Consider the following 23416-nt stretch of genomic DNA (forward strand, 5'->3'; position numbering starts at 1 on the left):
TGTAAACCTTCTTCCTATAAATTTGTTCAGTAAGTGAAATGTTGTTATCTTCACTATAATACAAAAGTCTCTATAAATAAAATACGAATTTTTTTACCATTTTCATAAGATTATCTTATCAAAAACCCGACAGCTTCTTAATAAAAGTGAAGATATAATTTTTACCAAAAACAAAAACAAATATACAACGATTTTCCCCTATTTTTGTTATCAGTTGACTATCATTTTCAATTACACTACAATCCTTAGTGTGAGGTGATAACATGAAAATTCCTTCTTTTAAATATAATGAAAAGGGATTGAATCGTTTTTTCGGTCCTTTAGAGGGAAGAATTATGGAGATCCTTTATCAAGGTAAGGATATGCCGATTAAAGAAGTGCAGCAGAAGCTGTCAGATGAAAAGCCGATTAATTTCAACACGGTGATGACTGTGCTGAACCGCTTAACCGAAAAGGGAATTGTGGAGAAGAAAACAAAGGGGCGTTCATCTATTTATAACCCCATTTTAACAAAAGAAGAATTTCTAAATGAGCAGACAAAATGGATTACGCAAGGACTGATGGACGATTTTGGTCCACTGGCAGTGAATCATATGGTGGATGCAATTGAAAGTGCTGACCCTGAATTACTCAAAGTGCTTGAAGCAAGGCTGGCATCCAAAAAAGAGGAGCAGCAAAATGAATAAAATGAAATCGAGCCTGCTATTTTTAGGCGGTATATTGATTGGTTTAACGATTTTTTATCAGATGGGGTATTACGTGCTTTCAAGCTTTTTTGGCTGGAATCAAGCATATAATCTCATTCATGTATGCCAATCTGTTCTCGAATTCTATGGATTCACTCCTTTGAAATATTTTCTAGATGCTTTAGTCCTCTACACACTGGGATTTGCGATTTTCTATATGACGAAGCAAATCAAAACGTACATTCAATTCAAGCAAAATCTCATGCTTGCAGTCGATCACCAGTCGACCGAATCTTTATCTGAGAAATACGCAAACGACATCATTGTGTTTCATTGTCATGAACCGCTTGCTTTTGCCATGGGTATGCTTCACCCAAAGGTTTATTTATCAACGTCTCTCATGGACATGCTGGATGAAGAGGAGATTGACGCTGTTGTTCATCATGAATTGCACCACAAATACAGCTATGATCCTTTAAAGGCCTTCACATTCTCAATGCTCACAAAAGTTATTTGGTACATTCCAGTGTTAAAGCATATGAGACAAAGCTATTCCGTTTTTCGTGAAGTGATCGCAGATGACTATGCGATTCGGCAGACAGGCACTGAGCTTGGAGTAGGGCAAGCCCTTTTGAAACTCATTAAAAAGAGAACTCAGTTTCAAAAACAAACGAAGTTTGCGGTATCCTTTGGAGATCGGGCATTGAATTTAAGAATACAAAAGATCTTAAATCCAACATACAATATTCCTTTCAATGTACCCATCATTCCCATTGTCACATCAACCATTCTCATGGTGGTCTTGATGATTATGCTTAATCTAAATTACTAATTTTTTTTTACTAATTAACATTACATTATGTAGTGTAAAAACAGGAGGAAATCACTATATGAAAACGAATCAAGAAATAGGAACACTTTTCGTACGTGTTATTTTAGGTTTGATCTTCTTTCTACACGGACTTCAGGCATATCAAGGAGGTCTGGGAGGAACAGCGGCATTCTTTGGACAAATCGGTATACCGGAATTTATGGCCTATATTGTGAAGACAATTGAACTGGTCGGTGGTATCGCCTTGATTTTAGGTCTAGGAACACGTATTTTCGCAGCGCTATTTGTACCAATTATGGCTGTGGCGATTATGACGGTTGGTTTTTCTAAAGGATTTGTTGGCGGTTATGAATTTGAACTATCACTGCTTGTCATGGCGCTTTATTTAACACTTAGCGGCAGCAAGATGCTATCCATTGATGGGCTGCTAAAACATCAGCAGCAAAACAATGAAGCAAAATTTCATTAAACGATCATGAAAAAAACTCCTTCTGCTATGTGTGGCAGAGGAGTTTTTTTATTTATCAAATTGTCGTTTTCACGTTTGAAAAAATGAAAGAGATGAGAGGTTTGCTGAAAATAGTCCTTTATTTTATAGATTGAATGAACAAAAAGACGATTTCATTTTTTGACGGAACATACGATCTCCTATTAAAATAGGACTATCTAAGACACATGGTGCGTTAAAAGATATAAAAACCATACAGCATGCTGCTGTTCATCTTGAGCAATACGTTTCATCAGCTCTTTTGTTCCTTGATCCCGGACATAATCTGATACCGTTAAGTAAAAATCGACCGTTCTTTGTTCATCTTTAAATGCGAAAAGAAGCCCTTCTCTAAATTGATCTGGACAAGGTTCTGTTACACTTGGTTTGTGGTTTTTACCTGTTAAAGAATAATATAGCTTTGAAAATAGTTGATAGTGTCTGACTTCATCCTGGCGTATTTCTTGAATGATTTTTTTTGCCTCAGGAGTTTTAGCTCTTTGGGCAAGTTTTTCGTAGCATTGGATCGCAGAATATTCACCATTGATCGCTTTTTCAAGGTCTGAAATGATTCTTGTGTTTTGGCGCATGTCATATGGCGAGTAGTCATAATAACCGTAATACATGATATTGCCAGCCTCCTTTAAGTTCATGATGGTTTATGATATGAGAAGAGTTAGGAAAGGTGCCTATATCTTTTTAGGAAGGAGAAGGGGAAAATAGCTATTTACTTTTATTTTCGCTAGAATATGAGTACATAAGAAAGGTGTTGTGGAGCGTGGAAATTCAGTTTTTAGCAGGCAGATCGGGGAGTGGAAAAACGACTGCAATCTTAGAGGAAATCAAAGAACAGCTTCGGCTAGATCCGCTGGGTCCGCCAATCATTTTTTTAGTCCCGGATCAAATGACATTCTTAATGGAATACGAGCTTGCAAAAACGTCTGAAGCTGGCGGGATGATCAGGGCCAAAGTATTTAGTTTCACGCGTCTTGCTTGGTCTATTTTACAGCAGACTGGCGGAGCGAACCGGCAATTTGTGACAAGCACAGGAATTCAAATGCTTTTAAGAAAAGTGATTGAAGAAGAGAAAGAAAAGTTTAAGGTATTCAAAAAAGCGAGCGATAAGCCGGGATTTGTCGAGCAAATCGAAAAGACGATGGCTGAGTTCAAAAGATACTGCATGTTGCCGGAGGATATTGAAAAAATTTCATTATCGAGCATGCATTCAGAGTATACAGAAGAAAGACGGGCAGGCGAAAAATTGCATGATCTGCATGTTCTTTATCAGCAGATGGAGCAGCATTTACAAGATGAATATGTGCACTCAGAAGACTATTTGACGCTTCTTACGCAGCAAATTCCTTTATCTGAAGAAATAAAAGGAGCACATATTTATATAGATGGCTTTTATCAATTTACACCGCAGCAGCTTCTCGTCATTGAACAGCTTCTGCTTCATGCTGAGAAAATAACGGCTGCGTTCACAGTGGATCGTTCCTATCATGATAAGCAGCCAAATGAACTTGATTTATTTCGTATGACTGGTAAAACGTATTTCCAGCTCTATCAGCTTGCCAAAGAGTGCGGAGCGGCCATTTCTGAGCACATTTTGGAGAGAAATAACCGGCATCTTCATACGCCAGATCTTGCTTATTTAGAACGCCAATATGAGCAGAGACCGGTGCAGCCATTTCAGGAAGTAACCCCTCATCTCACAGTGTCTAAAAGTGCGAGTAAACGAGCTGAAATTGAGGGAGTAGCGAGAGAAATTCTTCATTTAGTGAGAGAAGAAGGACTTAGACTGCGAGATATTTCTGTTGTCGCGCGGCATGTAGATGACTATAAAGATACGTTAAAAGAGGTTTTTCGAGATTACGATATTCCTTTTTTTATTGATGGAAATGAATCAATGCAGTATCATCCGCTTATTGAATTGATTCGTTCGAGCTTGGATGTCATAAAAGGAAACTGGCGGTATGAGGCCGTGTTTCGCTGCGTGAAAACAGAGTTCTTATTTCCGCTCGAACTTGCCAAAAACAAAGCGAGAGAACAGGCAGATCAGCTTGAAAACTACTGTATTGCTTATGGTGTAAAAGGAGAACGCTGGACAAACGGCTCCCGTTTCCACTACAGACGATTCCAATCTTTAGATGAGGATTTTGGACAAACAGATCAAGAAATTGAAATGGAACAGATGCTGAATGATGTAAAGGAGTGGATTGCACCTCCGCTTTTCCAATTGCAAAAAAGGCTGAAAAAAGCGCAAAAGGTAAAAGACATGGTGGAGGCAGTCTATGTCTTTTTAGAGGAAATACAAGTGCCGGATAAACTTGAAAAAGCTAGGCTGGAAGCAGAAGAAGCAGGTAGATTAGCTGAAGCCATGCAGCATGGACAAGTATGGGATGCTGTTATTCAATTAATGGATGAATTTGTTGAAATGCTCGGTGAGGAGGAGCTCTCATTTCCTTTATTCCAGCAGATGATGGATACAGGATTGGCCTCTTTAAAATTCGCTTTAATTCCGCCTTCACTCGACCAAGTATTTATCGGAAGTATGGATTTATCAAGAATGTATCAAGTGAAGTGTATGTTTATCATTGGGGTAAATGATGGCGTTATTCCCGCACGCCCTTCTGACGAAAGTGTTTTGTCTGAGGATGACAGGGAATGGTTAAAACGAGCAGGAGCAGAGCTGGCAGAGACAGGAAAGGAACGGCTGCTAGATGAGCAATTTTTAATTTACCAGGCGCTGTCGAGTCCATCTCATCATTTGTATCTGTCTTATTCAGTGTCAGATGAAGAGGGGCGCTCTCTATTGCCCTCGACTCTTATCAAGTATTGTCAGGAGCTTATGCCAAATCATGAGCATGCTTTGTATGTGTTAGACCCGGAACAGCTGGATGACGAGGAGCAATTAAAATTTGTAGCGAATGAGCATGTCTCGTTATCGTATACTGTCTCGCAGCTGCAGCAATGGCTCAACCAATATCCCATCAGTGGTGTATGGTGGAGTGTTTATAATTATTTGATAACGTCAACTCATCGGGATGTATCAAAAAACATCTTGTCGAGTTTGTTTTTTACAAATCGAGCGAAGCGCTTAAAACCAAACGTTACAAAAGAACTTTACGGTGATCACATTCAAGGCAGTGTTTCAAGAATGGAGAAATTTAATGCGTGTGCATTTTCTCACTTTGCTTCCCACGGGTTAAAACTAAAGGACCGGCAATTTTATAAATTGGAAGCACCCGATATCGGCCAGCTGTTTCACTCGGCTTTAAAGCATATTTCAGATACGCTTGTTGAACAAAAAAAGGATTGGAAAAACTTAACGAAGGATGACTGTGTCAACTATTCAAGACATGCAATCGAACAGCTTGCTCCGCGTCTTCAAAAGGAAATCCTATTAAGCTCTAATCGGCATGCTTATATTAAAGAAAAACTCCAGAAAATCTTGATTCGGGTCTCTTCTATCTTGAGTGAGCATGCAAGAGTGAGTGGATTTTCTCCCGTTGGACTTGAGTTAGGGTTTGGCGGCCAAGGACCTCTTCCGCCGTTTACTTTTCAATTGAAAAATGGCTGCACGATGGAGCTTGTCGGAAGAATTGACCGAGTAGATAAAGCAGAAGGTTCAAAAGGGCTTCTGTTGAGAATCGTCGACTACAAATCGAGTGAGAAAGGTCTTGATCTAGCAGAGGTATACTATGGGCTGGCTTTGCAAATGCTCACTTACTTAGATTTAACCATTACGTATTCGAAGGAATGGCTCGGTGTAGAAGCAACGCCAGCTGGCATTTTATATTTCCATATCCATGATCCGCTCATTCAAGCACCGATTCCGCTCGCAGAGGATGAAATTGAGCAGGAAATATTCAAGAAATTTAAAATGAAAGGTCTATTGCTTGAAGATGTAGAAGCGGTAAAGCTAATGGATCAAACGCTTGAATCAGGAAGATCACAAGTCATTCAAGCAGGTTTGAAAAAGGACGGATCTTTCCGTTCTGACTCTGCTGTTTTAAGTGAAGATCATTTTCATATACTCACACAGCACGTTCGGCGTACATTTGAAGAAGCAGGCGAAAGAATTACAAATGGTGAAGTTGCCATTAATCCATATAAATTGAAGGATCAAACACCATGCCGCTTTTGTTCATTTAAGTCTATTTGCCAATTTGATGAATCGATAGAGGATAATGAATTTAGAGTGCTTTCATCTGAAAAGGATGATGTTGTGATAGACCGGATCAAAAAAGAAGGGGATCAGTATGCAAATACCAAAACCGAATAACAGTACTTGGACGGATGACCAGTGGGAAGCCATCGTTTCAGAAGGACAAGATATCCTTGTTGCGGCGGCAGCAGGGTCAGGTAAAACAGCTGTTTTGGTTGAACGGCTGATTCGAAAAATGACCCGTCCAGAAGATCCAGTTGATGTGGATCGTCTGCTCGTTGTGACTTTCACAAATGCATCTGCGGCAGAGATGAAGCATCGGATCACAGAAGCACTTGAAAAGGAATTAGCGAAAAACCCCGGGTCTCTTCATATGAGAAGACAGCTGTCGCTCATGAATCGTGCCAATATTTCTACCTTGCACTCTTTTTGTTTGCAGGTTCTGCGCACCTTTTATTATGAAATTGACCTTGATCCAGGCTTCCGTTTGGCTGATCAAACAGAAGGAGAATTATTAGGAGATGAAGTGTTGGATGAACTGTTTGAGGATGAATATAAGGCTGGAAAGCCATCGTTCTTTGAACTGGTTGATCGCTATACTTCTGACCGTCATGATTTAGACTTGCAATGGCTTGTGAAGAGAATTTATGAGTTTTCCAGATCTCACCCTTCACCTGAGCAATGGATGAGGGCATTTCTTTCTCTTTATGATGTAGATGTTCAAACAAAAGTAGAACAATTACCGTTTTACCCATATATCAAAGAGGACCTTTCTCTCGTTTTTCGAAGCTGTCTGGAACTACTTGAACGAGCTCTCGCCCTATCAAAAGAACCGGGCGGCCCGGCACCGAGAGCAGAAAATTTTATAGATGATCTAGAGCAAGTCAATGAATTAATCAGGCACCAAGATGATTTTGAGAAGCTTTACGAGCTGGTGCCAAACATCAATTTTAAAAGGCTCAAAACATGTAAAGGGGACGAATATGACCCTGTGCTGTTAGAAAAAGCCACAGATGCACGTAATCAAGCAAAAAAACAATTAGAAAAGCTTAAAGATGAATACTTTATGCGCAGTCCAGCCCAGCATTTGAAGAGTTTAGCTGAAATGAAGCCGGTGGTCGAAACACTTGTGGAGCTTGTCATCCAATTTGGACAGCGTTTCGAAAAAGCGAAGCAAGAAAAATCAATCGTGGACTTTTCGGATTTAGAGCATTATTGCTTACGCATTTTAGCAGAGCAGGATGCGGAAGGAAATTTGATCGAAACAGAAGCGGCTAAGTACTATCAACAGCAGTTTGAAGAAGTACTCGTTGATGAATACCAAGATACAAACCTTGTACAAGAAACGATTTTAAAACTTGTATCTAAAGGGGAATATGCTGCAGACGGCAACCTGTTTATGGTTGGTGATGTAAAGCAGTCCATTTATCGTTTTAGACTGGCTGAGCCCATGCTCTTTTTAAACAAATATAAACAATTTACACCAGACGGCAAAGAAACAGGGAAGAGAATCGATTTAAATAAAAACTTCCGCAGCCGTTCAGATGTGTTAGACAGTACAAACTTTTTGTTCAAACAGCTGATGGGGGAAACAGTTGGAGAAATTGAATATGATGAACAAGCTGAATTAAAGCTTGGAGCGAGTTATCCAGAAAGCGAAGATACAACGACAGAAATGCTTCTTGTCCATTTAGATCAGCAGGAAGCAGAAACTGACGAAGAGCGAGAAGAACTAGAGACCGTACAACTAGAAGCGAGAGTCATTGCTAAAAAAATAAGAGAATTGGTGGAGAGGCCCTTTCAAGTGTACGATGCAAAACAGCAAATGACCCGTAACTTGCAGTATCGGGACATAGTGATTTTGCTTCGTTCTATGCCATGGGCCCCGCAAATGATGGAGGAATTGAAGAAGCAGGGAATCCCTGTGTATGCAAATCTTTCTTCCGGTTATTTTGAAGCAACAGAGGTGTCTGTCATTCTTTCGCTGTTAAAAGTCATCGATAATCCATACCAGGATATCCCGCTTGCAGCTGTATTAAGATCACCACTTGTCCATTTAGACGAAAATGAAATGGCACTGATTCGCACGAGTGATAAAAAAGGCACTTATTATGATGCTGTGAAGGCATTTATGAGTGTGACTCATTCAGATCACCCTACATGCAAAAAACTAGAACGATTTTTCAGGTTGCTGCGTAAATGGCGTGATTTCTCGATGAATCATTCAGTAGCGGAATTGATTTGGGAAGTATACCGCGATACGCAGTATCTAGATTACGTTGGCGGGATGCCTGGAGGCAAGCAGAGACAGGCGAATCTCCGCGCTCTTTATGATCGATCAAAGCAGTATGAAAAAGCTGCCTTTAGAGGACTGTTCCGTTTTCTTCGTTTTATCGAAAGAATGCAGGAGCGTGGAGATGATCTTGGTGCGGCAAAAACGTTCAGTGAAACAGAGGATGTTGTTCGCATGATGACGATTCACAGCAGTAAAGGGTTAGAATTTCCAATCGTCTTTACCGCAGGACTCGGCAGGAACTTTAATATGATGGACTTAAACCAGTCCTATTTACTTGATAAAGAGCTAGGTTTTGGAAGCAAGTATATCCATCCTGAGCTGAGAATTAGTTATGCAACATTACCGCTTGTAGCGATGAAAAAAAAGATGAGGAAAGAGCTGTTATCTGAAGAGCTGAGAGTTCTATATGTGGCGCTCACAAGGGCTAAGGAAAAATTATTTCTGGTCGGCTCTGTCAAAAATCAGGTGAAAGCATTAAGCAAATGGCAAAATGCTGCAACCGGAGAAGATTGGCTGCTCCCTGATTTTGAACGTTATCAATCGAAAACATACTTAGATTTTATTGGTCCTGCTCTCATCCGTCACCAAGCAATGTCATCTATTTTAGAAGAAACAGGTGATGTTGTTCTTTCGCATCCATCAGCATTCACAATCTCATTTACTCAAGCTTCCGATCTTCTAAAAGAAGATATGTCACTTGAAAAGGAGCAGCAAGACGAGGTGGTACAAGCTTTGATGGAGGGTCTGCCTGTTGAAGAATATGGTGATGCTGATGAGAAAGTAGCAGAGAGACTTTCATGGAGATACCCATATCTAGCGGCCTCACAAGTCGGCACAAAGCAGTCTGTTTCCGAGATAAAGAGAATGAAAGAAATACAGGATGAGTACAGTGTTCCTTCTTCTCTTCGAAAAGCTCGTGCCACGTTGTATGACCGGCCGGCTTTCATTAAGAAAAAAGCACTCACTGCCGCAGAGCAAGGCACCGCAATGCACACAGTCATGCAGCATATTGTGCTTCCTTCTGACGAGCCCTACGATGATTCACGTATACAGCAGCTGCTCGATTCCTTACAGCAGCGAGACTTGCTAACAAATGAGCAAGTCCAGTCAATTGATCAAGAAGGAATTGCAGCCTTCTTCTCTACTTCTATTGGTCAAAAGCTGCGAAAAGCGGACTGGGTAAAACGAGAAGTGTCATTTAGTATGGTATTACCTGTTAAAGAGGTATACAGCCATATTGATGCAGAGGGGGAGCCTGTCCTTATTCAAGGGATGATTGACTGTTTATTTGAAACGGACGGAAAGCTATATTTACTAGATTATAAAACCGATAGAGTGCAAGGCAGATTTACAGACGGCCTTGAAGCAGCTGTGCCTATATTGAAAAAACGCTATGAAACTCAAATAGCGTTATATGCAAAAGCAGTAGAACGTTTAACAAACAGAACATTAGAGGAGAAAATTCTTTATTTCTTTGATGGGAATATAGAAATTTCATTATAAATGTTTCGAATGAGAGGTGAATCACATGAGGATTCTGCATACGGCGGATTGGCATTTAGGAAAAACCCTTGAAGGCCGAAGCCGGCTTGATGAGCAAGCACAGTTTTTAGATGAGCTGTATCAAATCGTAAAAGACGAACACATTGATGTCATTGTCATGGCTGGAGACGCCTTTGATACAGTGAATCCGCCTGCTAGAGCAGAGCAGCTTTTTTATGAAAGTCTATCCGCCTTATCTGATAAAGGAAAACGTCAGGTCGTGGTCATCTCAGGCAACCATGATAATCCGGATCGACTATCCGCCGCATCTCCTTTAACAAATGATCAGGGAATTCATTTAATTGGATATCCGACAAATGATATCATCCGCGTCGATGTTCCTTCTTCGAGTGAACGTTTATCCATCGCAGCACTCGCTTATCCGTCTGAAGCGAGACTAAACGAGGTGCTGGCTGAAACATTTGAAGAGAAAGTGCTTCGTGATCATTACAATTTAAAAATACAGCAAGCATTCCAGCATTTAAGCACTCAATTTCAATCCGATACGGTCAATATCGCAACGAGCCATATTTATGTGGCAGGAGGAAGTCAAACAGATTCAGAAAGACCGATTGAAGTAGGCGGTGCATATACCGTTGCGGCTGAAAGTCTGCCAGAAGCAGCCTGCTATGTGGCCCTTGGTCATTTGCACCGGCCGCAAACCATCAAGCGTGCCAAAACGATCGCCCGCTATTCCGGGTCACCTCTTGCTTACAGCTTTTCTGAATCAGGATATGCCAAATCAGTCACGATTGTTGAGGCAAAACCTAATGAAAAAGCAAGCTGGAAAGAAGTGTTGTTATCAAGCGGAAAACCACTTGTGAAATGGAAGGCGACAGAGGGACTAAGTCAAGTACACGAGTGGCTGGATGAAAAACGGGATCTTCAGGCATGGATTGATTTAGAGATTCATTTAACAGATCAGCTCTCCATAGAAGAGATCCATCAGCTCCGAAAGCAGCATAGCGGGTTTGTTCATATTAGACCAAAATTTAAAGAACTGCAGCAATTGGAAGAACAAAAGCAAGTTGAAAAGCTCTCGATCGAAGAGCGGTTCGTGAAATTTTATGAGCGCCAGACAGGCGGCGGACTTCCTGATGAAAAAACAGTCAAGCTGTTTTTGGAGCTCGCCAATGAAATGCAAGAGGAGGAAGCGACTTGAAGCCGATTACGCTAACCATTAAAGGACTTCATAGCTTCAGAGAAGAGCAAACAATTGACTTTAGCTCATTATGTGATGCAGGTGTGTTTGGCATTTTTGGACCGACAGGAAGCGGAAAATCGTCCATATTAGACGCGATGACCCTGGCACTCTATGGCAAAGTGGAACGGGCATTAAATAATACACATGGTATTTTGAACCAAGCGGAAGAGAAACTGTCAGTTTCCTTTACGTTCGCTTTGCAGAAGGAACACCATATTTCTTATAAAGTCGAACGTGCTTTTAAGCGGGCGGATGAAATGAAAGTCAGAACGACACTATGCCGTCTGATTGAAATTGGTGATACGCAGACAGTCCTTGCAGATAAAGCGAGTGAGGTCAATCGTAAAATAGAGGAATTACTCGGGTTAACCATTGATGATTTTACGCGTGCGGTCGTCTTGCCCCAAGGGAAGTTTGCAGAATTCCTTTCCTTAAAAGGAGCCGATAGACGACAAATGCTTCAGCGTTTGTTTAACCTGGAAAAGTATGGGGATCAGCTCGTCAAACGTTTGCGTGCAAAGGCGCAGAATCAGTATGGACAAAAAAATGAACTGCTTGCTGAGCTGAATGGTTTAGGTGAAGCTGGTCCAGAGGCGCTCGCAAAGGCAAAGGAAGCGGCAGAGCAGGCAAAGGCTATTTTTCATGAGAAAAAACAAGCGCGGGATGAAGCGTTCACTGTTTTTACAAAGGCGCAAACAATTTGGCAGTATCAAAAGGAACAAGAAGCTTATGAGACGGAACTAAACCATCTGAATCAACTGGCACCATCAATGGAAGAAAAAAGGGCCAAGCTTCATATTGCTGAGCAGGCAGAGGCATTAAAGCCCTATGCGGATGCATTAACAAAGGCTGAAAATCAGCTTTCTCAAGCATTAAAAGAGAAGCAGGAAGCAGAAAATCAGCTTCTGCATCAACGAACGATCTATGATCAAATGACGCAGAACTATGAGCAAGCCAGACAAAAGAAAATAGAAACTGAGCCAGAACTCCTCCAAAAGAAAGAGCAGCTGATTCAGCTAAAGGAAATTGAACGAAAAAAAGAGGCGGCTCTTCAGGAAAAGACGGCAATCGAACAGAGAAAAAATAATACAGCGCAGCAATTATTACAAAAAAAAGAAGAAGCAGACAATCTCCAATCATTGTTAGAACGTGCACTGGCAAAACAAACACAGCTGAAGCGTGAGCTGGAGCCATTACAAGTCTCTGTAAAAGAACGGAAAAGTGTACAGGATGCTTTGCGATTAAGCGAAAATGTTCAAAGAATACATCAAAGCATACACAAGGAAGAACAAAAGATGGAGGAGCTCAAAAAGCGATCAACACAGACCGCAGCAGCATTTGAAAAGCTTCAAAAACAGCAAAAAGACCATCATGAAAAAATAGACCAATCGTTTCAAGCGATTGAACAGCTCTATTTCTATGTATGTGAATTCGAACGGGCTTTTACAGAATGGAGTAAAAGAGAACAAAGTCAGAAGCTCGAAAAATTAAAACAGCGTGATGCTGTTAGGGCGGCGGAATTAAGAAAAGAATTAGCGGCAGAGCTTGTAGATGGTGAGCCATGTCCTGTTTGTGGATCGGTTCATCATGACTCAAAGGCATTGGAAAACAATGACCATGAAGAAACAGTGGCACAAATCGATGAAGTGATTCAACGGATGGACACAGAGCTTAAGCAGGCAGAGGAATACACAAGAGACATGTATGCCGCCAAGCAGCTATTGGAAACGCACGCTAATCAATTAGTAAAACAATTTGCCTTTTTATCTCAGAAAGCTCCAGGTGCGGAAGTTGCGGCAGCAGTAGAAGCAGTGCAAAATCCGGAGTCCTTGCAGTATCTCATGCAAGAATGGAAAGGCTTGAAACAAGATATTCAAGAAGTTGATCGTAAACGAGCTCGTTTAATGGATGAAACACATGATCAAGCAGCAGAGATAAACAAGATAAAAGATCAAATGACATTTGAACAGCAGCGTATCGAAGAATTAGACGGGCTGATCAAGGAGCTTCAATCTGAGCTTTCAGAGCAAACATCTCAATTTGAACAGGCCTTCCCGCACTTTACTTTGCATCAAGTACAAGAGATGCAAAAGCAAATAGATGAAAAGGACCAGCAAGCGGAAGGCTATAAAGAGCGGATTGAGAAAAGCATTTCATTTTTAGAAGAAAAACAGCAGGCAAAAGAACAGCTGCAAACAGTCATATACGATGTGGAGAAGGAACTTGATAAACTAGCGCATCAGCTGGAAAGTCAGCAAAAGCTCATTCATCAATATGAAACAGATTTAGGGCGATATCCATTAAAAGCTGTCACTATTTCTGAAGAACTGATCGAGGTTGAACACACGCTTGTTCGTCTCAATGAAATGGAACAGCAATCGTACAAGCAATTACAGCATGCGCAGGAGCTCTTTAGTCAGGCACAAAGCCATTTTTCAAGCAGTGAACGTCAGCTTCAAGAGGCTGAACGAAGAAAACAAGAAGCAAGAGCAGCATGGGATAAAGAATCGGAGTCTTCTCCTTTTGATAAGCCTCAAGAGATTGCATCTGCTTTCCTGAATCAGGCAGTACGTCAATCAGTTAAACAAGAAATTGATGAATTTGAGGATAAAAGAAAGCAATGTGCCGCAAACTTAAAGCGAATTTCTGAACTGCTGAAAGATGAGTCACTAGATGAAGAGCAGTGGACTGATATTCAACTGAGGAAAGAAGCGGCAGAAAAGGCATTGGAAGAAGCAACAGTGATGAGCGGCTCTGCTTATGAACATCTGCGTGTGACGGAAGAAAATCACCAGCGATTTGCAAGTATTCATGAACGCTTAGCGGAGCTGCAGCAAGAAATTGATCGGCTCGATAAGCTGCAAACCGTGTTTAAAGGAAATACATTTGTTGAGTTCTTAGCAGAAGAACAGCTGGAAAGTGTCAGTCGTGATGCATCTGCCCGTCTTGGTATTTTGACAAGACAAAGGTATGCGATTGAGGTGGATTCCGAAGGCGGCTTTGTCATGCGTGATGATGCGAATGGCGGTGTCAGACGTCCAGTGTCCAGCTTGTCCGGCGGGGAGACCTTCCTGACGTCGCTTGCGCTTGCACTAGCTCTTTCAGCGCAGATTCAGCTGAGAGGTGAGTTTCCGCTGCAATTCTTTTTCCTTGATGAAGGTTTTGGTACCCTTGATCAAGACTTGCTTGATACGGTCATTACCGCATTAGAGAAATTACAATCCCAAAACTTAGCTGTTGGTGTCATCAGCCATGTGGAAGAATTGAAAATGCGGCTGCCGAAGAAACTGATTGTCCATCCAGCAGATCCAAGTGGGAAAGGGACAACAGTCTCAATGGAATTAATGTAAAGATTGAGGTGATGACACGGTGGCAAAGCAAACAATTGGATTATGTGAGCTGTGCGGAAGACAAGATGTCCTGCTCACAGAACATCACTTAACGCCAAGAGAAGAGGGTGGTGCTTTTTTACCGACTGCCTTCTTGTGCATCCCTTGTCATAAACAAGTACATGCCCTTTTTACAAACCAGGAGCTTGCCGCACGTTTGAACACAATTGATGCACTGAGGCAGGATGAAAAGCTTGCTTCGTACATCAAATGGATTCGGAAACAGCCGGCAAGCAAGCTGGTTAAAACGAAAAAATCGAGACAGCGCAGAAAGAAATAAGCATAAAAAAGCGCTCCTCTATTTGAAATAGGTGTAGAGGAGCTGCTTCATGCATTACCTACCATATTCTGATCATTTAAGTCAGGATCCACATAGTTGGTGGCGCTAATGCCATTATTTAATATCAAGAAATCTCCGGTATTCCCCGCTCCAGAGCCTAAAGCAGATTTTGACGAACTTTTAGGCGACAGGTAGAATGAGTCACCGACGTTTACGACGCCTCCAGAAATAGAGTTAATGTAAATGGGTCCGACAATTGCTGGCATAATCGACATCCTTTATTCGAAGTCATATCACCATCATATGCGCAGGTAGGTCCATTTGTGAGTTTTGCGGACTTTCATCATTGCTAAACAGCTCCCTAATATGCTTCACTCGCGCAACGCCATTCATTCGACAAGTAGAGCCGATTTGATAGACAGAGGACGATGATACCCCTTCTACATGGATGGAAGACACTTTAATCACAGGCTTTTCATGGTAAAAGGCTGTTCTCACTGATCGTTCTGGCAGCATCAATGGAATAGGCTCATAATACACTTCAAATTCTTTCGCATCTAAATTTTCTGCTTCATAGCCATAAAACAAACTAATGGTTCGTTGAACAGCTAACACCTTGACTTTCGGACATAGCTCCTGAGTATCACCGATTTGAACCACACTCGAAATCCCGACAGAATTCACCTTTGAGAACTTCACTTGAGATGTGCGCTTGATCATTATCGAGGTGCTAGAGGAACAAACGGGCCAATAATCAGAGATTCTGGCGGTGTATCGAAAATTGAGGATAATTGTACATGATCTGTGTCCCCGATGATAAATAAGGAAGAAGACGATACCCCGACTACTTTAATGCTTCCAGTCTCAATATTGCGGTTGACAACTGTGAAATTCATCCGTTTTCCTCTCCTTTCGTTTCACTTGGAATATGGGCTAAAAAGTGCTCAATCGCCCGCTTTACATCATGCTTCACATATTCAGCAATTTGCTCTGAACGCTGCAACGGTGTCATATCTTCCCGGTGAGGCAGCTGTCCCGCATAGTATTTGATCCTGCTGTCAATTTGCTTGCGAATGTCCTCAATGATATGGTGTTTGTTGCTTTCATCGAGGGACCCTTCATATCGCTGCTCTAGTTCTTCAAGAAGTTCTGGAGCTTCTTCATTTAAAAATGCATCGACAAGCTGCCGTGTTTGATTGAAAAATTGATCAGCCATTTCTTGTTGCATCATTCCAATTCCCGGGGTTGTTGTTTGGCCCACTTCAAAGTTTTGAACACTGTTTGGATCAGATGGGTTGAGGCCGATATTCAGCGTCCCTTCCAGCCGTTCGATTTTCAGTTGATCAAATTGATAATCAATCCGTTCTATATTCGTTGTCGGTTTATCTTTGATCATTTGCATTTCCTGCTGAAGCTCGTTAAGCCTTTTTTCAAGCATCATGATTTGTTGCGATTGTTTTTGAATGATGCCATATACTTGTGAAGCGTTGCTCTGATAATCGTACATTTACCTACACCTCCGGGGATTGCAGATGACTTAAGTTGTTGGTGACTGAAGCGGTACAAAAGGTGCTGTGCTTGCGCCTTGAGATTCTTCAATTCCTTGTGTACCTGCTGCGGCAGGCGCTGCTTCTACGTAGCTTCCCGTGTTATACAGGTTGGAAAGGGCTTTGATGGATCCAGCACTCCCAATTTGCAGAACAGAGGAGTTACTCACAGACTCCACACGTAAATAATTAATTTGTATCGCTTGATTAATATAGAAGTTCAACGGATCCTCACTCCTTACAAGTTACCAACAAGCGGTTGATCTATGACATCACTGTCGTACGTATTTGTCACACTTTTGTAGTTGCTAATTTGCAATTGATCACCTGTATTAAAACTGCCTGCGCCAGCAAACGTTTTAACCTGACTATTTGGAGAAATGGTGATACAGTCTCCAACATGAACGACTCCGCTCGTTCCGACGGCATTTACTTTAAAGGCTCCCACAATAGCCGGCATAGCGGTGCACATCCTTTATAAAATTAGGGCACTTTGATTTGGGCGTTTCACCATAGCTTATGATGGGTCTTTTAATGTGTGATTGTCTTTTTGAAAGCTTTTCATGAGAGGAATTAGATGTATGGCTTACCCTTTTTTTGAGCAATCTTTAGAGGTGGATTTGATGCCTTTATTTAAGAGCATGTCAAGCTCTTGACTGCATCTGATGGTTTCTTCGGCATTCATCCCGAATTTTTTTGCAGTCTCAATTAAATGTAATCTTTTTTGTTCAATTTCATAATTGATCATAACGGACGCCAACTCTCACATTTTTTATCAAATAGAAGGATATGGTTAGTATACCCTATTTTTCTATAAAAAAAGCTGTTTCGTCAATATGAGTAATAAAGTGACAAAATTCGAAAGTGTTCTTACGTGCCAAATTTCTCTTTTCTGATCTCAGCCTGTAAATAACGTCGTCTTTTGTTGATATACTGCCGGATTAAGTCTCGTTCAGATGGCAGGATGTCTTTTCGATCTTTCGTATATGGATCATCTCCAATTCGGTCCTCAATCGATTCATGCCATTTCTCGATGATTGGGCATAGCCGGTCTTCTACAAAATGTGTATCGAGTACATGCTGGAAAAGTGTGTAATAGGCTTCTTTAAACGAAGGGATATCTAGTAATCTAGCAGTTAATGTATTAAAGCCGTTTACTGGGATATAATCAAACGCCATTTCTTCTCCATGAATGTCACGACCCCATGTTGCATCATAATCCCAAGGAAGTACTTGAAACCGCCCTTGTTCATTCACATAAAGAGCGTAGTTATGAACAAAACCATCAAAGTTTTGTGTGCATACCACACCGATGAGCCAGCGGAAATATTGTGTCACATCTAGGTATTGTTCAATTTTTTCTGCAAAAGTGTCATCTCTTGCTGTGTTGAGAAAGTAAATAAATTCGCTCAGCTGCTGATCATGTTGAGACGTCCCCGTTTTTTTCTCGTATCCGAGAAGAAGGTGCTTTTTTGGCTTTTTATCAAAAGAACTCAAAAGGGAGAAGTTCGCGTCGTCATCAACCGCATAATAAATGCCGCCTCCTGAAAGCTGCCGTTTTTGAAGAAAGAACTCATCGACGGATTCTATTTTCAAATAAATGCCTTCTTTTCTTCCGTTTATGGTGAGAAACACATGAGAAGCAGCTGGACTAAGCACCCCCATCTGCTCAAAGAAATAAAAGGATAGTCTGTTTCGGATAAACGAAGGGTCATTGTACTCTGCATTTAAATGAAAGATGGATTCGCCTTGTCTTTGTTTTGGCTTTCGGTATTCAATTTGATAGGATTTTTTCTTAAGTTTTCTAATGTGTGAACCGCGGTATGAAGCATAAATATGTGATTTGGTTTGGCCTGTTTTCAGAATAGCTTCAACAGGTTCATCGTTCCAAATGTCTTTTTTTAGTTCAATCAGGTCCTTTGGATGAATCCACATATCAAGTTGTTTTAAAGATTCCGTGTTCATACGTTCATCAGCCTCCTATATGCTCTTCTTTACAATATGAAAGTGAAGGAATGTCCTGTACCGGCTGGTAGGTATTCATGGAGTTTTAAAGGAAAGAGGCATTCGTCACGAACACTTGTCTACCGAGTCTCGTAACATAAAGCAGAGAAGATAAACAGCTTTGTCTGTTTGTTTTGTCGCAGCATAGACTGGGAGGGGAATTGTTCGTGAGTACATTTGATCATTCACACATTGAACATGCAGTGGCTTCACTTCGAAGTGAGGGACGTGATCATCACTTAGATCGTGAACCAGAATCGAGACGTTCGCATAAGTCAGCTCGTTCTCGTCATTCAAATCGCGGTCATTGGTTCTTTGGTGGTGGTGGACGCCGTAAATCACGCCGCAGTAAAAAAAGCTACAGAAGCTATCGTTCAAAGAAAAGTTATCGCTCTAAGAAAAGCTATCGTTCGAAGAAAAGCATGAAGAGTAAAAAGTCATATAAAAGCAAGAAATCTTACAGAAGCAAAAAGAGCGAACCGAAAAAGTCATGTCGCAGCAAACACAGATCGCATCATAAGAAGAGCTGCCGCAAGACACACCGCAGCAAGCACAGATCGCATCATAAGAAGAGCTGCCGCAAATCACATCGCAGCAAGCACAGATCGCATCATAAGAAAAGCTGCCGCAAGTCACATCGCAGCAAGCACAGATCGCATCATAAGAAGAGCCGCAAGTCACGCCGCAGTCATCGATCTAAACGTTCTCATCACCATAAACGCAGCCGATCTTGCCATAGATGTGGAAAGAAGAAGCATCGTTCTCAAAGAACAGGAAATGTTGAGCGTAAATGGGATCAAGGGAATATGTGGGAATACCGCCGTTTCCGCTAGGCATTCAATCATCATTTTTGAAACCCTTTTTAAAAGAGAGTATGATAAAAAAGGGTTTTTTTTATTTCATAGAGAAATAAAATGAGACATCATAACTTAGCGAAATGAAGATTGTGAGGGGAAGACATGAAGTTTTTTACAGGTGAGATACATAGCAGCATGTTTATTGGGGTAGTCATTGATGATGAATGGGTGATGGACGTCAAAAAGGCAGAAGCCAAATTATTTGAGCTTGAGACTCTGCCAAACTCTTTATCTGAGTGCATCAAAATGGGGGACAAGTTTGTAGAACATGTGGGGCAGCTTCTTGATTGGGCTGAGAAAAAAGAAGAAGACCGCGGCTCTTATGTATATCCGCTTTCGGACGTGAAACTCCATGCCCCGATTCCAAAGCCGTCTAAAAACATCATGTGTGTCGGAAAGAATTATCAAGATCATGTTATGGAAATGGGAAGTGCGGCGGATATTCCTAAAGACGTGATGATTTTTACAAAGGCACCTACTTCTGTCATTGGACACGAAGATGAGATTCTTCTTCATGAAGATGTGACAAGTGAATTGGATTATGAAGGGGAGCTTGCCATCGTGATGGGCAAATCAGGGAAAAACATTGCTCCTGAAGAGGTCCAAGATTATATATTCGGTTACACCATTTTAAATGATGTGACGGCAAGAGATTTGCAGAAAAAACACAAACAATTTTTCATTGGCAAAAGCTTAGATACAACCTGCCCGATAGGACCTTATATCGTTCATAAATCAATGATCGAGGATCATGGTGCGCTCCATGTGGAAACAAAGGTAAACGGAGAGGTTCGTCAGTCTGCCAGTACGGAATTAATGATCTTCACAATTGAGAACATCGTCTCCACTCTTTCAAAAGGGATGACGCTAGAAGCAGGTGACATCATTGCAACAGGTACACCTTCTGGGGTAGGGAAGGGCTTTGAACCGCCTAAGTTTTTAGCTTCTGGAGATCGAATTGACATCACGATTGAACCGATTGGTACGCTGACAAATCACGTCAAATAAAGCACGTGATGACACAGGATTGTCGCTTTGTGTTCGACTTATTTCGTGGTACGATGAGAAGGTACTTGTTCTGATAAAGGGGGAAATCACAAATGGGAACACATTTACATATCACAGCATGGGTGCTGGGGATTATTTTATTCTTCGTAGCCTTTGCTCTAGCAGGTAAAAACGACAAAGGCGCTAAAATTGTGCACATGATCGTTCGCTTATTCTACTTGATCATTATCGCAACAGGCGTAGAGCTGTATGTTCGCACAGGAATGAAAATTCCAGGTTTCGGGGGCGAGTATATCGGAAAAATGATTCTCGGAATCCTAGTGATCGGTTTCATGGAAATGGTCCTAGTGCGCAAGAAAAAAGGAAAATCGGCGACTGGTGTGTTGATTGGTTTTATCGTATTTGCGATTGTGACCATTCTTCTCGGTTTACGTCTGCCGATCGGTTTCCATATCTTTTAATATAAAAAGGACATTGCTTATATGAAGCAGTGTCCTTTTTATGTGGCATCAAATTGTGAAACGATCCGTTGTCCATCTGAAGTGGTCCATTCAAAACGAATGTGACTGGAGGCAGGGTCATGGTGACATTGAAGTGCAAGTGATTGCGTATCTGTCGAAAACTGAAAGAAAGAGACGCGCTGTAATGAATGAAAGGAAGAGAAGACACAATCATAGACGGAAAAACCAAGCTGCTCTACCTGCTCAAGGATGTGATCAAAGACGTTCTCTGGTACGAACATGAGAAGATCGAGCCAGCCTTTGGCAAGGGACGCCGTATATAGAATTTTCTCTCCTCCTTGTACGTCTATTAGCTGCCCGTTTTCACGAAGAACCATGGAACCAAGCAATTCTCCTTTTGTCCATCGGTCATTTTCTTTCAAACAGATCATTGTGCTTTGAAGACTTTCTGGCAGCATGATCTCTCCTTCTTCATCTTCAATCAGACAATGTCCGTTTTCAATGAGCAAATACCCGTTACACCATCTTCTGCTGCAGCGTTCAAGCTGCTTCATTCGATTCTCCATTTGTAAAAGCTCCTTTCCTCTTTCTTTTCTTACCAAATCAAGCCTGTCCTATACGCCGGGAAAAAAGGACAAATCAACTATCAAGGAGACGATGCATAAACTAAGAAAGGCTGAATGAGAACACTTGAGGAAAAACGGATGGGAGCTGATGATGATGTGTGGAATTACAGGCTGGGCAGACTTTAAAAAGCAGCTCATCCAACAGGATCATGTAATCAATCAAATGACAGATACATTATCTAAAAGAGGGCCAGATGATACAAATACATGGAAAAGTGAGCACGTTCTTTTCGGGCATAAAAGGTTAGCGGTGGTAGATGTAGAAGGCGGAAAGCAGCCGATGACATATACACATCAAAACCATGCTTATACGATTGTATACAATGGAGAGCTCTATAACACGGAGGATATAAGAAAGGAATTGTTAAAAAGGGGGCACCGCTTTCTTGGGCATTCTGATACAGAAGTTCTTCTTCATGCCTATACAGAATGGAAGGAAGAGTGTGTCTCCCATTTTAATGGCATTTTTGCATTTGTGATCTGGGATAGTGAGCGTGAATTGTTATTTGCAGGGAGAGATCGGCTCGGCGTCAAGCCATTTTTCTATACAGAACGTCATCATTCCTTCTTATTTGGTTCAGAGATTAAAGCACTTCTTGCTCACCCTGATATCAAAGCAAAAGTCGATCATGAAGGGCTGTCGGAGATCTTTGGCTTAGGGCCGTCAAGAACACCAGGCCAAGGAGTGTTTAAAGGGGTAAAAGAGCTGAGACCTGCACATGCCTTGACCTTTTCAAAAGACGGCCTGCGCGTGTGGAGATACTGGAATGTCAAAAGCAAGGAGCATACTGACTCACTTGATGACACCGCACAGCACATTAAGCATCTCTTTACAGATGCCGTGACAAGACAGCTTGTCTCTGATGTGCCTGTATGTACATTTTTATCTGGCGGCGTCGATTCTAGTGCCATTACTGCCATTGCCGCTAAGCACTTTGAGAAAATAGGGAAAGCACCGCTTCATACGTATTCCATTGACTACGAAGAAAATGATCAATTCTTTGAAGCAAGTCAATTCCAGCCAAATGCTGACGGCCCATGGATTGATCAAATGACCAAAGCGTTTCAAACGAATCATCACAACTGTATCATCGGGCAAAAAGAGCTGGCTGCATATTTGAAGGAAGCGGTTGAGGTTCGAGATTTACCTGGGATGGCAGATATCGATTCTTCTTTACTTATATTCTGCCGAGAAATTAAAAAGGATTTCGTTGTTGGTTTATCAGGTGAGTGTGCTGATGAGATTTTTGGCGGCTATCCTTGGTTTCACATGGCAAATGAAACAAATAGTTTCCCTTGGATGAGATCGACAGAAGCAAGAACTCAGCTCCTGCAAGACTCGTGGCAAAAAAAGCTGTCACTTAAGGAATATGCGCAAAGCAAATATGAAGAAACGGTGGCTGAAACGCCTCTTTTAGATGGAGAAACTGGAGTCGATAAAGCCCGGAGAGAACTTTTTTACTTAAATATGATCTGGTTTATGACAACACTGCTTGATCGAAAAGATCGAATGAGTATGGGGGCTAGTCTTGAGGTACGTGTGCCATTTGCAGATCATCGCCTTGTCGAATATGTGTGGAATATTCCTTGGGAAATGAAAATGCATGGAAATCGTGAAAAAGGGGTTTTACGAAAAGCATTAGAGGGAATTTTACCGAATGAAGTGCTTTATCGAAAGAAGAGTCCTTACCCGAAAACACATCATCCAGCCTATACTCAGGCTGTGAAAGCGATGCTAACAAACTGTCTCGCACAAAAAGATTCTGTCCTTCACGAATTTTTAGATCCACATCAATTAAAGCAGCTGATTGAAACGGAAGGAGCTTCCTTTCATGTGCCTTGGTATGGCCAGCTCATGAAGGGCCCACAGTTGATTGCCCATCTAGCACAGATTCATCATTGGTTTGAAACGTATCGAATTGATATAGAAGCGTAATAGAGGGTCGGCTTTCTTGCACTTGTTGAAAGGAAGCCGGCTTTTTTGATACATAACATGAGACTTTTTGAGCACATCAAAAGTTGATCT

The 23416-nt window shown here is 41.5% G+C and carries 22 protein-coding genes; 12 read left to right on the plus strand and 10 right to left on the minus strand.

Annotated features, from left to right (window positions below; translation table 11 throughout):
• Positions 1–263 precede the first annotated feature (263 nt).
• Genes C9414_RS13700 through C9414_RS13710 form a run of 3 tightly spaced genes read left to right on the plus strand, consistent with a single transcriptional unit; the run spans position 264 to position 1987 of the window.
• Positions 264–686 (plus strand): BlaI/MecI/CopY family transcriptional regulator, encoded by a 423-nt coding sequence (locus tag C9414_RS13700; protein WP_047202352.1) that lies wholly within the window; start codon positions 264–266, stop codon positions 684–686.
• Positions 679–1518 carry a M56 family metallopeptidase gene (locus C9414_RS13705; RefSeq protein WP_047202351.1) on the plus strand — a complete coding sequence of 280 codons (840 nt, stop codon included), beginning with the start codon at positions 679–681 and terminating at the stop codon, positions 1516–1518. Before C9414_RS13700 ends, C9414_RS13705 begins: the two co-directional genes overlap by 8 nt.
• 58 nt (positions 1519–1576) lie before the next feature.
• Positions 1577–1987 (plus strand): DoxX family protein, encoded by a 411-nt coding sequence (locus C9414_RS13710; protein ID WP_107163839.1) that lies wholly within the window; start codon positions 1577–1579, stop codon positions 1985–1987.
• Positions 1988–2184: 197 nt separating this feature from the next.
• On the opposite strand, the gene C9414_RS13715 is transcribed toward C9414_RS13710, so the two are convergent.
• Positions 2185–2631 carry a ferritin-like domain-containing protein gene (locus C9414_RS13715; RefSeq protein ID WP_047202349.1) on the minus strand — a complete coding sequence of 149 codons (447 nt, stop codon included), beginning with the start codon at positions 2629–2631 and terminating at the stop codon, positions 2185–2187.
• 152 nt (positions 2632–2783) lie between these two features.
• Between C9414_RS13715 and addB the strand changes: the two genes are divergently transcribed.
• Genes addB through C9414_RS13740 form a run of 5 tightly spaced genes read left to right on the plus strand, consistent with a single transcriptional unit; the run spans position 2784 to position 14887 of the window.
• On the plus strand, positions 2784–6293 hold the full coding sequence (addB, locus tag C9414_RS13720; protein ID WP_107163840.1) for a helicase-exonuclease AddAB subunit AddB: 3510 nt from the start codon (positions 2784–2786) through the stop codon (positions 6291–6293).
• The gene (addA, locus tag C9414_RS13725; protein WP_107163841.1) at positions 6271–9975 is read left to right on the plus strand and encodes a helicase-exonuclease AddAB subunit AddA; all 3705 of its coding nucleotides are present in this window, start codon (positions 6271–6273) and stop codon (positions 9973–9975) included. The genes addB and addA overlap by 23 nt, the downstream gene beginning before the upstream one ends.
• 25 nt (positions 9976–10000) lie before the next feature.
• Complete coding sequence (gene sbcD, locus C9414_RS13730; protein WP_047202346.1) at positions 10001–11176, plus strand: exonuclease subunit SbcD; 1176 nt, start codon at positions 10001–10003, stop codon at positions 11174–11176.
• Positions 11173–14568 (plus strand): AAA family ATPase, encoded by a 3396-nt coding sequence (locus C9414_RS13735; protein ID WP_064498269.1) that lies wholly within the window; start codon positions 11173–11175, stop codon positions 14566–14568. The genes sbcD and C9414_RS13735 overlap by 4 nt, the downstream gene beginning before the upstream one ends.
• Positions 14569–14587: 19 nt before the next feature.
• Entirely contained in the window at positions 14588–14887 is a 300-nt protein-coding gene (locus tag C9414_RS13740) for an HNH endonuclease family protein (protein WP_039177660.1), read from the plus strand.
• A 47-nt stretch (positions 14888–14934) separates the two neighbouring features.
• Here C9414_RS13740 and C9414_RS13745 read toward each other — a convergent pair whose 3' ends face one another.
• From C9414_RS13745 to C9414_RS13780, 8 genes are all read right to left on the minus strand, one after another.
• On the minus strand, positions 14935–15153 hold the full coding sequence (locus tag C9414_RS13745; RefSeq protein ID WP_003211468.1) for a spore germination protein: 219 nt from the start codon (positions 15151–15153) through the stop codon (positions 14935–14937).
• Between the two features lie 22 nt (positions 15154–15175).
• Positions 15176–15607 carry a spore germination protein GerPE gene (locus C9414_RS13750; protein WP_024425504.1) on the minus strand — a complete coding sequence of 144 codons (432 nt, stop codon included), beginning with the start codon at positions 15605–15607 and terminating at the stop codon, positions 15176–15178.
• Positions 15607–15783, minus strand: coding sequence for a germination protein GerPD (locus C9414_RS13755; protein ID WP_003210893.1), 177 nt, complete (start codon positions 15781–15783; stop codon positions 15607–15609). Before C9414_RS13755 ends, C9414_RS13750 begins: the two co-directional genes overlap by 1 nt.
• Complete coding sequence (locus tag C9414_RS13760; protein WP_047202343.1) at positions 15780–16394, minus strand: spore germination protein GerPC; 615 nt, start codon at positions 16392–16394, stop codon at positions 15780–15782. The genes C9414_RS13755 and C9414_RS13760 overlap by 4 nt, the downstream gene beginning before the upstream one ends.
• Positions 16395–16424: 30 nt before the next feature.
• Positions 16425–16658 (minus strand): spore germination protein GerPB, encoded by a 234-nt coding sequence (locus C9414_RS13765; RefSeq protein WP_003210877.1) that lies wholly within the window; start codon positions 16656–16658, stop codon positions 16425–16427.
• 14 nt (positions 16659–16672) lie between these two features.
• Positions 16673–16894 carry a spore germination protein gene (locus C9414_RS13770; RefSeq protein ID WP_024425506.1) on the minus strand — a complete coding sequence of 74 codons (222 nt, stop codon included), beginning with the start codon at positions 16892–16894 and terminating at the stop codon, positions 16673–16675.
• Positions 16895–17020: 126 nt separating this feature from the next.
• The gene (locus C9414_RS13775; RefSeq protein ID WP_039177669.1) at positions 17021–17182 is read right to left on the minus strand and encodes an aspartyl-phosphate phosphatase Spo0E family protein; all 162 of its coding nucleotides are present in this window, start codon (positions 17180–17182) and stop codon (positions 17021–17023) included.
• Positions 17183–17304: 122 nt separating this feature from the next.
• Complete coding sequence (locus C9414_RS13780) at positions 17305–18399, minus strand: CotH kinase family protein (RefSeq protein ID WP_064498270.1); 1095 nt, start codon at positions 18397–18399, stop codon at positions 17305–17307.
• Positions 18400–18641: 242 nt separating this feature from the next.
• Between C9414_RS13780 and C9414_RS21335 the strand changes: the two genes are divergently transcribed.
• From C9414_RS21335 to C9414_RS13795, 3 genes are all read left to right on the plus strand, one after another.
• Positions 18642–19271, plus strand: a complete 630-nt coding sequence (locus C9414_RS21335; protein ID WP_483295692.1) for a spore coat protein CotG — start codon at positions 18642–18644, stop codon at positions 19269–19271.
• A 126-nt stretch (positions 19272–19397) separates the two neighbouring features.
• Positions 19398–20303, plus strand: a complete 906-nt coding sequence (locus tag C9414_RS13790; protein ID WP_064498271.1) for a fumarylacetoacetate hydrolase family protein — start codon at positions 19398–19400, stop codon at positions 20301–20303.
• A gap of 92 nt (positions 20304–20395) precedes the next feature.
• Positions 20396–20764: a YisL family protein gene (locus tag C9414_RS13795; RefSeq protein WP_047202340.1), complete on the plus strand. Its 369-nt coding sequence runs from the start codon at positions 20396–20398 to the stop codon at positions 20762–20764.
• Positions 20765–20802: 38 nt separating this feature from the next.
• Here the strand turns inward: C9414_RS13795 and C9414_RS13800 are convergent, their stop codons facing one another.
• Positions 20803–21330, minus strand: coding sequence for a DUF2777 family protein (locus C9414_RS13800; protein WP_107163843.1), 528 nt, complete (start codon positions 21328–21330; stop codon positions 20803–20805).
• Between the two features lie 154 nt (positions 21331–21484).
• Between C9414_RS13800 and asnB the strand changes: the two genes are divergently transcribed.
• On the plus strand, positions 21485–23326 hold the full coding sequence (gene asnB / locus C9414_RS13805) for an asparagine synthase (glutamine-hydrolyzing) (protein ID WP_064498272.1): 1842 nt from the start codon (positions 21485–21487) through the stop codon (positions 23324–23326).
• The last annotated feature ends 90 nt before the right edge of the window (positions 23327–23416 follow it).

The sequence above is a fragment of the Bacillus sp. Nf3 genome (genome assembly GCF_003028545.1).
In the GTDB taxonomy this organism is placed as follows: domain Bacteria; phylum Bacillota; class Bacilli; order Bacillales; family Bacillaceae; genus Bacillus; species Bacillus safensis.